This is a genomic window from Flavobacterium lindanitolerans (genome assembly GCF_002846575.1).
Classification (GTDB): domain Bacteria; phylum Bacteroidota; class Bacteroidia; order Flavobacteriales; family Flavobacteriaceae; genus Flavobacterium; species Flavobacterium lindanitolerans.
In genome coordinates this window covers 161451-174071 of the sequence record NZ_PJND01000010.1, presented here as the reverse complement: position 1 = coordinate 174071, position 12621 = coordinate 161451, and the positions used below count along the sequence as shown (strand labels likewise).

At 37.9% G+C, this 12621-nt stretch carries 12 protein-coding genes; 9 read left to right on the top strand and 3 right to left on the bottom strand.

What is annotated here, in order from left to right; all coding sequences use genetic code 11:
* The first annotated feature begins 209 nt into the window (after positions 1–209).
* Entirely contained in the window at positions 210–1493 is a 1284-nt protein-coding gene (locus tag B0G92_RS14945) for a citrate synthase (protein WP_101472842.1), read from the top strand.
* 27 nt (positions 1494–1520) lie between these two features.
* Here the strand turns inward: B0G92_RS14945 and B0G92_RS14940 are convergent, their stop codons facing one another.
* Positions 1521–2870, bottom strand: a complete 1350-nt coding sequence (locus B0G92_RS14940; protein WP_143395055.1) for a hypothetical protein — start codon at positions 2868–2870, stop codon at positions 1521–1523.
* A gap of 52 nt (positions 2871–2922) precedes the next feature.
* Here B0G92_RS14940 and B0G92_RS14935 point away from each other — a divergent pair, with 52 nt between their 5' ends.
* The 3 genes from B0G92_RS14935 to ctlX all read left to right on the top strand — a co-directional run bounded on the left by B0G92_RS14935 (position 2923) and on the right by ctlX (position 6441).
* Positions 2923–4476, top strand: a complete 1554-nt coding sequence (locus tag B0G92_RS14935) for an NAD(P)/FAD-dependent oxidoreductase (RefSeq protein ID WP_101472840.1) — start codon at positions 2923–2925, stop codon at positions 4474–4476.
* A 52-nt stretch (positions 4477–4528) separates the two neighbouring features.
* On the top strand, positions 4529–5443 hold the full coding sequence (locus B0G92_RS14930; protein ID WP_101472839.1) for a dimethylarginine dimethylaminohydrolase family protein: 915 nt from the start codon (positions 4529–4531) through the stop codon (positions 5441–5443).
* Positions 5444–5505: 62 nt separating this feature from the next.
* Positions 5506–6441, top strand: a complete 936-nt coding sequence (ctlX, locus tag B0G92_RS14925; RefSeq protein ID WP_101472838.1) for a citrulline utilization hydrolase CtlX — start codon at positions 5506–5508, stop codon at positions 6439–6441.
* A 44-nt stretch (positions 6442–6485) separates the two neighbouring features.
* Here ctlX and B0G92_RS14920 read toward each other — a convergent pair whose 3' ends face one another.
* Complete coding sequence (locus tag B0G92_RS14920) at positions 6486–7118, bottom strand: MarC family NAAT transporter (RefSeq protein ID WP_101472837.1); 633 nt, start codon at positions 7116–7118, stop codon at positions 6486–6488.
* Between the two features lie 149 nt (positions 7119–7267).
* On the opposite strand from B0G92_RS14920, the gene B0G92_RS14915 reads away from it, so the two are divergent.
* On the top strand, positions 7268–8395 hold the full coding sequence (locus B0G92_RS14915) for a carboxypeptidase-like regulatory domain-containing protein (protein ID WP_101472836.1): 1128 nt from the start codon (positions 7268–7270) through the stop codon (positions 8393–8395).
* Positions 8396–8466: 71 nt separating this feature from the next.
* Positions 8467–8832 (top strand): CoA-binding protein, encoded by a 366-nt coding sequence (locus tag B0G92_RS14910; RefSeq protein ID WP_101472835.1) that lies wholly within the window; start codon positions 8467–8469, stop codon positions 8830–8832.
* Between the two features lie 136 nt (positions 8833–8968).
* Here the strand turns inward: B0G92_RS14910 and B0G92_RS14905 are convergent, their stop codons facing one another.
* Positions 8969–10471, bottom strand: a complete 1503-nt coding sequence (locus tag B0G92_RS14905) for a sodium:solute symporter (protein WP_101472834.1) — start codon at positions 10469–10471, stop codon at positions 8969–8971.
* 99 nt (positions 10472–10570) lie between these two features.
* Between B0G92_RS14905 and B0G92_RS14900 the strand changes: the two genes are divergently transcribed.
* From B0G92_RS14900 to B0G92_RS14890, 3 genes are all read left to right on the top strand, one after another.
* Positions 10571–11035, top strand: a complete 465-nt coding sequence (locus B0G92_RS14900) for a hypothetical protein (protein ID WP_101472833.1) — start codon at positions 10571–10573, stop codon at positions 11033–11035.
* Between the two features lie 107 nt (positions 11036–11142).
* A complete protein-coding gene (recR, locus tag B0G92_RS14895) occupies positions 11143–11763 on the top strand; it encodes a recombination mediator RecR (RefSeq protein WP_101472832.1) in 621 nt (206 codons plus the stop codon).
* A gap of 55 nt (positions 11764–11818) precedes the next feature.
* Positions 11819–12613 (top strand): polysaccharide biosynthesis/export family protein, encoded by a 795-nt coding sequence (locus B0G92_RS14890; RefSeq protein ID WP_056068749.1) that lies wholly within the window; start codon positions 11819–11821, stop codon positions 12611–12613.
* Positions 12614–12621: the final 8 nt, after the last annotated feature.

Sequence of the window (12621 nt, the reverse complement as noted above, 5' to 3'; positions counted from 1 at the left end):
AGATTTAGTTTTTGTTATGGAATAACTGACTTTTAAAGCCTGCTGATTTATCAGCAGGCTTTTTTTTCTAAATGGATTTGTTTCTGCCTGATTTGCAAAATTTAAAGAAATATTAACGAAAACGTTACCGTATTGCTTTTTAGTTATTACCGAATTCCCTATTTTTGTTAAATTATATTTTTCAATTTTAAATAATCTCCAATAATATTATGTCAAAAACAGCAATATTAGAAATTGATGGCAACAGACACGAATTTCCAGTACTCGTTGGAACGGAAAACGAAGTTGCGATTGATATCGACAAACTACGCAGTGCAACCGGTGCAATAACTCTTGATCCGGGTTATAAAAATTCAGGATCTTGTAAAAGTGAAATTACTTTCCTTGATGGAGAAGAGGGAATTTTGCGTTACAGAGGATATTCAATTGAAGAATTGGCAGAAAAGGCTGATTTTCTTGAAGTTTCTTACCTTTTGATTTTTGGTGAATTGCCAACTGCAAAGCAATTAGAGCAATTCGAAACCGATATTAGAAAATATACTTTGGTAAATGAGGAAATGAAAAATATCATTGACGGTTTTCCAAAGAATGCACACCCAATGGGCGTATTGTCTTGCCTGACAAGTGCACTTACTGCATTTAACCCAAAATCAGTAAATGTTGACAGCGAAAAAGATATGTATGAGGCAGTTTGTAAAACAATGGGTAAATTCCTTGTTATTGCTACATGGACCTACAGAAAAAGCATGGGCTATCCATTAAACTATTATGACAATACCAAAGGATATGTTGAGAATTTCATGCGTTTGATGTTTGAATTACCAACAGGACCTTATACTGCAGACCCAACAATTGTGGCTGCTTTAGACAAATTGTTTATCCTACATGCTGACCACGAGCAAAACTGTTCAACTTCAACAGTAAGAATGGTAGGTTCTTCACATGCAGGTTTGTTTGCTTCTATTTCTGCAGGAGTTTCTGCTCTTTGGGGGCCGCTTCACGGAGGTGCGAACCAGGCAGTCTTGGAAATGCTGGAAGAAATACAAAAGAATGGAGGCGATGCTGACAAATATCTGGCAAAAGCAAAAGACAAAAATGATCCTTTCCGTTTGATGGGCTTCGGGCATAGAGTTTATAAAAACTTTGACCCAAGAGCAAAAATCATCAAAAAAGCGGCAGATGAAGTATTGGCAACTTTAGGAGTTAATGATCCAATCCTGAACATTGCTAAAAAATTAGAAGAAGCTGCATTGGAAGATGAATACTTCAAATCAAGAAACCTTTATCCAAACGTAGATTTCTATTCAGGAATCATCTACCGTGCGCTAGGAATTCCGACAGACATGTTTACGGTTCTTTTTGCAATTGGCCGTTTACCGGGATGGATTGCTCAATGGAAAGAAATGCGTGTGAACAAAGAGCCAATTGGTCGTCCAAGACAGGTATATGTAGGTTCGCCGTTAAGAGACTTCGTTCCTTTCGAAAAGAGATAATTTTCAAAAAATAGTTTTAAAAAAGCTTCACTGTTTGGTGGAGCTTTTTTTTGCTCTATAACTTTCCCAACTGATTACCGCATAAGCTATCAAAATTCCCTGCAAAGGCATCATATAGCGGGAAGCATTGACCGGGCCGGTTATCAAAATGGCATAGGCTATGAAAATCACCAGAAAAGTTCCGGCAAAATCAATTCGTTTTTTTCTTTGCCAGAGATGCCTGAAAAGTAGCGCCCATTTGAACAGGGTAGCAAAGAATATGGGAATCAGTATCAGGATAATCCAGAAGTATTTATATTCGAAAAAATTAGAAATAGTTTTTTTCAGGCCGGCCGTACTTAACATATTCAGAAAACCCTGATTTGGATCATACTTCTCAACCAGCGTCATCAAATCAAACCGGCCCGGGTCAATGGAACCGCGCACGGCACCATAAAAATGAAAGACCGAATAAGGAATAAGGTTTTCCTGTATTGCCTTTTTTCCTTCTGTAGCCAAAAACTCGCTTTGTTGTTCAAATGTCGGTAATTTTTCAACCTGAAGGTAAACTGAATCCCTCCATTGATTGGCTGCTTCTGCACCTTCTTTCTGGGCTTTGAAAAGATAAAGATTGTAGTCAATCAGGTTGATATTCTGCATGGATGAAAAATGAAAATAACCTGTCCTTTCCTTGTTAAAACCCATATAGCCAATTGTGAGCAGTAACGGCAGAAACACAGAAAAATGGAAAGTCTTTGTCCTTACAAAATAGAAAAGAAAAAATAAAAGACTAACAATAGGGAAAAGATAGAAAGCTGGTTTTAAAAATACCAATACAATACCAATGAGCTGTATACGGAATGTCTTTTTTGAATCGAGTTTTCCGGTTAATTGCAATGCCATTAAAAGAGATAGAGTCATAACAAGCGCCTCGGTCATGACCAAATGCGTATAAATAAAAATGGAAGGAGTCAGCAGGACTAATGCCGTAACCAATAGGAAGGATTTTCCTCCCAGTTTTTTAAATAATTCTAAGGTTAGATAGATATTCAAAAAGCCTAACAAAGTTTGGAGCAGGACAATTACCAAATCGTTTGAAAAACCAGGAAAAAGAATTAATATGGGATATAGAAAGGGTCTTTTGGTCAACAGCGTCGCCATGCCAAAATCAGTTGATGAAGAAAAATATTCCCCGCTTTTCAAAAGTTCGGCAGTTGCAAAATAATCTTCCGAATCCGCTAACCGGAAATCACCCTGAATAATTCGGAGAGCCAGAAAAAACAACATAAAAAAACTGAGAAACAAAAAATGCTTTCGGAATTCAGAATCGTTAAGGTTGTTGAAAAAAGTTGTCAATTGTGCTTTTTTAAGAGTTTTCAGGCAAACAAACTTACTCAAAATATTGGAAACTAATTTTAGGAAATGTAGATTTGTCAACCATAGGATTAAGATGAAAACTAAAAAGGCAATTATTATCGGAGGCGGTCCGGCTGGCTTGACTGCTGCTTATGAATTTATTCAGAATACCGATATCCAGCCTGTTGTTTTAGAGCAGAGTGAATTTTGGGGCGGAATCTCCAGAACCGTAAATTATAAAGGAAACCGCATTGACATTGGCGGACACCGTTTCTTCTCAAAATCAGACGTCATTATGGACTGGTGGTGTAAAATCCTGCCTATTCTCTCAGAAGAAAAAGCAATCAGGATTTCCTACCAGAATAAATCGAAGGAGTTGAATACTATTGAATTTCCGTCGGATGTCAAAAACCTTGACAATGTCATGCTGGTCCGTAGCAGGAAATCAAGAATATATTATCAGAAACAGTTTTTTGATTATCCAATAGCACTCACACCGGAAACAGTATGGAAACTGGGTCTGTTCAATACGTTCCTGATAGGAATGAGTTATCTTAAAAGTGTTGCCTTTCCAATTCGCCATGAAAAGAATCTGGAAGACTTCTTTATCAACAGGTTTGGAAAAAAGCTCTACAAGACATTTTTTAAGGATTATACAGAAAAAGTCTGGGGCATAAAATGCACCGAAATAAGTTCGGAATGGGGGGCACAAAGAATCAAGGGACTGTCAATCAGAAAATCGGTTGCCCATTTCCTTAAAAAAAAGTTCTCAAAAAAAACGGATAAAAATATCAGCCAAAAAGATACGGAAACGTCGCTGATTGAATATTTCCTTTATCCAAAGTTTGGTCCCGGCCAGATGTGGGAAGAAGTAGCCCGAAAAGTTACTGACAATAAAGGAGAGCTGCATCAGAATTTGAAAGTGATAAAAATTCAGGCAGAAAACGATAGAATCAAGGCGGTAACAGCGCAAAACCTGTTGACCAATGAAGAAATAGTCTTTGAAGGCGACTATTTTATTTCGACTATGCCGGTTCAGGAACTTATTGCTTCTCTGGAAGTGGAAGTACCGGAAAAAATTAAGGATATTTCTGACGGACTGGTTTACCGAGATTTTATAACCGTAGGACTTTTGTTAAGGAAAATGACAAAAGAGGAGATTACAGACAACTGGATTTACATTCAGGAACCTTATGTTAAAGTAGGAAGGTTGCAGATTTTCAATAACTGGAGTCCGTTTATGGTTCAGGACCCGAATACGACCTGGGTTGGTCTGGAATATTTCTGCTATGAAGGCGATGCGCTCTGGAACAAGTCCGAAGCCGAAATGAAAGAGCTGGCAATAAAGGAAATGGTTGAAATAGGAATGATTAATAGGGAAGATGTTCTGGACAGTGTTGTCATCAAAATGCCAAAAACATATCCCGCCTATTTCGGAACCTATGAAAAGTTCAATGCAATTATTGATTATACTGCTCGGTTTGAAAACCTGTACCTGATTGGCAGAAACGGGATGCACAAATACAATAATCAGGACCATTCCATGCTTACGGCCATACAGGCAGTACAGAATATAAAAAACGGTATTTCCGGCAAAGAAAACATTTGGGCCATCAATACCGAACAGGAATATCACGAAGAAAAATAAACTTAACAAATAATAAAAAAGCCTTTTTTATCTTTGTCTAAAGCCAAAAGCTATGTTGCAATTAAATGTAAAAAACGAAACTTCAAGATTAAGAGCGGTAGTGCTGGGTTCTGCTGTAAATAACGGACCAACGCCAACTGCAGACGAAGCCTATGACCCAAAATCATTAGAACATATTCTAGCAGGAACCTATCCGGTAGAAAAAGATATGGTAGAAGAAATGGAAGCCTTTAATAAAGTTTTCCAGAAATATGATGTAAAAGTATACCGCCCGGAAATGATTGAAAATTACAATCAGATTTTTACAAGAGATATCGGGTTTGTTATTGATGATGTTTTTGTGAAAGCCAATATCCTTCCGGACAGAGAAAGAGAACTGGATGCCATTCAATATGTTATAGACCAGATTGACCCGAAAAAAGTGGTTCGTCCGCCGGATGAGGTGCATATTGAGGGAGGCGATGTAATGCTTTGGAATGATTATATTTTTATTGGAACTTACAAAGGATCGGATTATAAAGACTATATTACAGCACGGACCAATATGGAAGGTGTGAAGTATATCAAAGAATTGTTCCCGCACAAAAAAGTAAGGGAGTTTGACCTTGTCAAATCAAAACTGGAAGCCAGAGACAATGCCCTGCATTTGGATTGCTGTTTCCAGCCGGTAGGAAAAGATAAAGGAATTATTTATAAAAGCGGTTTCCGTCAGGAATCGGATTATATCTTTTTGGTAAACCTTTTCGGTAAAGACAACCTTTTCCATATTGACAGGAACGAAATGTACCATATGAATTCAAACGTATTTTCTATTGCTGAAAATGTAGTGGTGTCCGAAAGGAATTTTACAAGACTGAACAATTGGCTTAGAAGCCAGGGATTTACTGTTGAAGAGATTCCTTATGCTGAAATTGCAAAACAGGAAGGCTTGTTGCGATGCTCAACCTTGCCATTGATTAGAGATTAATTTGTTTTGGAAAGCGTTTCTTATTGAAACAGAATAACCCCCAAAACGTTATACCAAAATATATGAAACAAACAACAAATTCCATTTTGATGATTCGTCCGGTAGCTTTTCGGATGAATGAACAGACGGCGGTAAATAATTATTACCAGAAGGTATTGGATGGACTGCATCCGGAAACTGTGAACGCTAAAGCACAGCAGGAATTTGATGCTTTTGTAGAGAAATTAAGAGCGGCAGGAATCAATGTGATAGTGGTAGAAGATACCAAAAGTCCGGATACTCCCGATTCTATTTTTCCAAACAACTGGATTTCATTCCATGAAAACGGAGACGTAGCGCTTTATCCGATGTTTGCAGAAAACCGTCGTGAAGAGCGCCGCGAAGATATTTTAGATTTACTGGAAGACCAGGGTTACAGAATTGATAACATCGTTGACTATACCTCTGCGGAAGAAGATAATATCTTTTTGGAAGGAACGGGAAGCCTGTTGCTGGACCGTGCCAATGGAAAAGCCTATTGTGCCCTTTCGCCAAGAGCAGATGAAGAGCTCCTGATTGAATTTTGTGAAGATTTTGATTATGCCCCGGTTATTTTTGAAGCCTTTCAGACGGTAAATGGCGAGCGTAAATTGATTTACCATACGAATGTTATGATGTGTCTGGGAGAAACTTTTGCTGTTATCTGTGCAGATAGTATTGATGACAAGCAGGAACGAAAAATGGTATTGGATAACCTTAAGGCAGATGGAAAAGAAGTAATACTGATTACAGAAGACCAGGTTAATAATTTTGCAGGAAATATGCTGGAAGTAAGAGGCAAGGATGACAAGCGTTATCTGGTGATGAGTGCTGCGGCATACAAAAGCCTGAAACCGGTACAGATTGAAAAGCTGGAATACCATTGCGAAATCATCAGCTCCAGCCTTGATACCATTGAAGCTTGCGGCGGTGGAAGTGCAAGATGTATGATGGCTGAGGTATTTCTGCCAAAAGAATAAAAAAAGTAAAAACATAAAAAAAGCCCTGAAATTCAGGGCTTTTTTTATTGTGACGAGATTGTTTTCAGGATGTTTACAACCGAACTGCTAATGTATTGTACACCTATGGCAATAACAATAAAACCAATGATTCTCGAAATGGCGACAATCCCGGAAGCTCCCAGAATTCGGGATAAATAATGGGCACTTCGCATTACCAAAAAGATAACGATAGCAACAGCCGCTATAGATAGGCATACGATAATTTGTTCATTCAGATGTTGGTAGTCCTGATAAAGCGCAATCAATAAGGAAATAGAGCCTGGTCCGGCCAACATTGGAATGGCCAAGGGCGTGAGTGCGATATCGTTTCTGTTTTGGGCATCGTTTTCTACTTTTTTATTGACCCCTCGTGTTTTGTTGAATCTACCCGAAAGCAATGCAAATCCTGAATTTAAGATAATAAGCCCTCCCGCAATTCGTAAGGCGTCAATGCTGATTCCGAAGAAATTCAAAACATATTGGCCCACAAAAAAAGAAATGATGAGGATTATAAAGACGTTGATAGCTGTCCAAAGTGAAATTCTCGAGCGTTCTTCTTTGGTGTCCTGCTGGGTAAGCCCGACAAAAATAGGTATGGCACCAAGCGGATTGATAACTGAAAATAGCGCTGCAAATACATAAATGAAAATTTCCATAGTTTTTGTTGTAAAATTAGAATTGGAAATGCGGGATATAGTAAAGTTATAAATAAATTATTATTATCAAACACCGGGTTATATTTTGTCGGATATTTCAAGCAAGTTTTAGATTCATTATATTTGTATTTCACCCTTAACTTTTGCAAATGAATTTTTTTAAGAACCTTTTTACTATAATAGTACTTTTGATTAGCTTTCAAGGAGCTTATTCCCAGGTTTTGGAAGGGCATGTATATGATATGCAAAATAATGCCCTGCAGGCAGCAACCGTCTATTTGGATGGTTCAACAGTAGCGACAACGACAGATGCAGAAGGTTATTTCAGGATTAATGGTAATGCCAATAGCCGGGCTACTTTAATAGTCAGTTATATGGGATATAAAACCATACGGCTTGAAAATCCTTTCCAACATAAGAAAATAAAGGTTTTGATGGAAGAAGATGCCATTACAATGCCGGAAGTAGTGCTTCAAAAAGGGCCTTTTACCCGAAAAGAAATGATGAAGGCGTTCAAGGAGCAGTTTTTGGGAAATACAGATGCAGGAAGCTCCTGTAAGATACTAAACGAAGATGATATCAATCTGTATTATGATATTGCTACAAATACACTAAACGCCACTTCACACAAACCAATCAAGATAAAAAATTCCTATCTTGGTTATGAAGTGTTTTTTGAACTGGCAGACTTTAATGTGGTATACCGAAGAAGAAGCCTTTCGAGTTTTTCGATTGATAAAAGTTATTTTTCAGGAACTACATTCTACAAAGTGTTGTCCGAATCTAAAAAAACGGACAAGAGAAGACTGGCTTCTTATCTGGGCTCCACTTCCCATTTTGTCAATACAATTGCCAATGAAAGCTGGGATAAAGAAAAACTGGCTCTTTTTGTAGACGGATTTAAGGTTGACCCGAAAAAATATTTCGAGGTAAGTGACACGTTGGGATTTAAAAAAATTACAGTTCTTAAGGAGCCGATGCAGCAGGTTCCGATATACAAAAAAGAATTTCCTGAAACAGCAAGGAAAGGAAAGACCATAACCATTGGTTCAAAACCTGAAATTACAGGTTATAATGAGGTTGAGGTGCCGTTTAATGTTCTGTTTGACAACAAACATCAATCCTTAGCAGATTTTACTGAGAAGGTTATTTTTGTTGATGAAAATGGAAACTACAGTCCGGTATATGGAGTAATGGTAGGAGGTTACATGAGTTCTTTAAAAGTAGGAGACATGCTTCCTACTGATTATTATCAATCCGTCAAAGGAAAATATTGATGTTATTGTTTTGATAAAAAGCGTTTCTTTGCCTGAAAAATCAAGTAAATTTATAGTCTATAGACACATTCATGAAAAATAAAAAAACATTAGTATTGGGCGCATCAGCCAATCCGGCGCGTTATTCTTACATGGCCATCCGAAATTTAACGGCAAAAGGGCATTCCGTAGTTGCGATAGGTCTTAAGGAAGAAGAAGTGTTTGGAGTAAAAATCCAGACCAAACAGATTCCTTTTACCAATGTCGATACGGTAACGCTATATCTGAATCCGCAAAGACAGAGGGATTATTATAATTATGTCGTTTCCTTATCTCCAAAAAGGGTGATTTTTAATCCGGGAACAGAAAATCCGGAATTTTACCAGCTGCTCAAACTGAATAATATTCAGGTAGAAGTAGCTTGTACATTGGTACTGCTTTCAACAAATCAGTTTTAAAAAGAAAGGCCTGGAATTTCCAGGCCTTTCTTTTTTTAAGAATTATATTTTGATGAATTTCCGTACCAACTTTTGCGTCTTTGCGTGAAAATAATTGCTCGCAAAGGTGCAGAACCGCAAAGGATCAATAGTTTGATTAAAATCGCGTTTGCGTAGTTGCTTTTTTACTAATCAGCAATAATCCTAAAAAGGTTAGCCCTCCATTCAGGATAATCAATTCCTCTGCGAACTGATAATTGCCAAACAATTCCGTAGAATAGGAGCTGATTAAAAATGTAATGCTCGGAGCCAATATGCATATAATAGGGACATAACGGTCATTGACAGTTTTGGTTTTCATAAATAATCCAAAAGAATACAAGCCTAACAATGGCCCATAAGTATAGGCGGCAACTTTGAAAATTAATCCGACGACAGCATCACTGTTTAAAAGATAAATGACAAGAATAACCAGAAACATCAGTAATGAAAACCCGATGTGGACAAGATGGCGGGTACGAACCATATTCGGATTCATAGCATTTTCGGCCTTATCCATACCTAAAAAGTCAACACAAAATGAAGTGGTCAGTGCTGTCAATGCAGAATCTGTGGTTGCAAATGTTGCTGCTGTCAAACCCAATAAGAATACGATTGCGGGAACCAATGTCAGGTAATTGAAGGCGATTTCAGGGAAAAGAAGGTCGGTTCTGGGCTTTCCGGTTACAGCATCCAAAGGAACACTGATTCCGTTTTTCTCTGCATACATATACAGCAAAGCACCCACACTCAGGAAAAAGATATTGATAACTACAAAAATCCCTGTAAAAGTAAACATGTTCTTTTGGGCCTCGCCTATGTTTTTGCAGCTCAGGTTTTTCTGCATCAGGTCCTGGTCAAGTCCAACCATAGCCAGTGTCACAAATATACCTCCCAAAATCTGTTTCCAGAAATAATTGCTTTTCAGCCAGTCTTCAAAGAAAAATATCTTTGAATAACTGCTCTCTTTTACGGCTTCAAAAGCCTCTGGTAGGTTATAATCCAGGCTACTGCAAATAAAATAGATAGTAAAAATAACGGAAGAAACCAGGAATAAGGTCTGTAGCGTATCAGTAATGATAATCGTCTTGAGTCCACCGCGATACGTATAAGCAAAAATCAATCCTAAAGAAATCAGTACCGTTACCCAAAAAGGGACGCCAAAGGCGTTAAAAACATAGCGTTGCAATACGATAACGACAAGATAGAGCCTTGCTGCAGAGCCAATTGTACGGCTTATTAAAAATATAGTAGCTGCCGTTTTATAGGCAACATGACCTAAGCGCTGTTCGATATAACTGTAAATTGAAGTCAGATTCATTCGGTAATACAGCGGAAGTAGTACTTTGGCAATGAGTATAAAACCAATAGCATTTCCTAAAACAAACTGAAAGTATTTGAACTGTATATCGGGTGAGCCAACCTGTCCGGGAACAGAAATAAAAGTCACGCCGGATAGTGCCGTTCCAATCATCCCGAAAGCCACCAAATACCATTTCGAATTCTTGTTAGCCTTAAAAAAGGCATCGTTCCCCGAATCCTTTTTACTGACGATATTGGAAATCAATATCAATATGCCAAAATAAATAATGATTATCAGGAGAATGGTAAGTGGTTTCATCTAAGTTTGAGTTTATTGCAAAGCAAATAAAATTTACCCAAAAATAGCAATTAATCCCAGTTTTATCCTAAATTTGAAATAAATCAAAAAGAAAATTAGATGAGAAAAATCATTACTGCAATTGCCCTGTTTTTAGTTTCATATGCAGGATTTGCACAAGAAGATGCCGTTTCTGAGGTCAAGATTGACATGAATTTCAATAAATCGCTTTTCCCAATGGCAGAAGGAAATATGTACATGTCAGCAGAGCCTGTCGCCTTTATTATGGCAAATATGATGGCACAAACTTATGAAGATGCAAAAGCAGAAATGCAGGCTATCTCGGAGGACAAAGATTTAACCGATGTAAAAAAAGGAGAACTGAAAGAAAAAGGGAAAGATATTCTTTATCAGACTGCCTTAATCAAGAATGACGAAGGGCAAGATCTTGTTATGGAAATTTATGTCGTAAAAGTCGATAAGCAGAACACGATTATGGTTTCTGGCGGATACGATTTAAAAGCCAAAGAAACATTTAAGGATGAGATAAAAAAAGCGGCATTGTCTGCAAAGGCCGTAAAATAACCCTTTATAAAACAAACAAAAGCTTCCGGTTCTTCAGGAAGCTTTTTTGTTTAAAACAGTTTTGTCTCTGCTAAAAATCAGGACTCCGTTTAGTATATTTGCACTCTATGGAATTTTCTTCGAAACTTTTAGAAAAGGCAGTTTATGAGATGTCTCAATTGCCGGGAATTGGCAAGCGAACTGCATTGCGTTTGGTATTGCATTTGCTAAAGCAGCCAAAAGAACAGACGGGTTTGCTGTCGCAGGCACTTTTGACGATGCGGGAAGAAATCAAGTTTTGCCAGAGCTGCCACAATATTTCAGATGTTGCGGTTTGTGAAATCTGTTCCAATTCCAATCGCGACCATCAGTTGATTTGCGTTGTTGAAGATATCCGCGATGTAATGGCTATTGAAAATACCGGCCAATTCAGAGGGATTTATCACGTATTGGGAGGAAAAATATCTCCTATTGATGGCATTGGCCCAAGCCAGCTGAACATTCCTACCTTGGTCGAAAAAGTCAAATCGGGAAACATCAGGGAACTGATTTTTGCCCTAAGTTCCACTATGGAAGGCGATACCACTAATTTTTATATCTACAAGCAGATTAAAGATTATGATGTAATAACTTCTACAATTGCACGGGGAATTTCTGTAGGCGATGAACTCGAATATGCAGATGAAGTCACACTCGGGAGGAGTATCCTGCACCGGGTTCCCTTTGAAAATTCATTTAAAAATACGTAGATTGTTGTCATTTTCTAATTGAAGAACTCTATATTTGTTTACTAAAAAATTGATAATGAAGAAATCACTCCCGTTTCTTTCAATAGCAATAGTAATAGCTATTATATTTACCTCATGTGTGCCCAGCCAGGATTTGATATACCTTCAGAACAAGAACAATTCTGAAACGGCTTCTTCAGTCAATCCAGTTGTTGCAAAACCCTATAGAGTACAAACAAACGATATCCTGAGTATTAAAATTAAAGCATTGGACGCCGCTTTGGTAGAAATGTTCAATGCCACAGACGGAAATGTAAATAACCTGAACGAACAAAATTTATATTTTAACGGATATTCTGTTGACGACCACGGAAACATCAGAATTCCGGTTCTTGGTGAGGTGAAAGTTGTTGGGCTTACATTGGAAGAAATCCGGATTAAGATTGAAAAACAACTATTGGACGAATATTTCCACAAAGAAGCAAACATCTTTGTAAATGTAAAACTAACCGGTCTTCGTTATACCGTAAACGGAGAAATCGCATCGCCGGGAACAAAGGTATTGTTTCAGGAAAAAGTCAACGTAATGGAAGCCATTGCAAATTCGGGAGATATAACAATGGTGGGAAACAGGAAAGAAGTAACCATAATCCGCCAATATCCGCACGGAACAGAAATGCACACACTGGACCTGACAGATGCCAATGTCATGAAGTCCCCTTATTACTATATACAGCCCAATGATTATATTTATGTTAAGCCTTTAAAACAAAAATCCTGGGGAACCGGAACAACGGGAATCCAATCGCTGGCAACCGTTATTACCCTGATTTCTCTGGTTACCACAGCAATAGTGCTCATTAATAGATAATCAATACC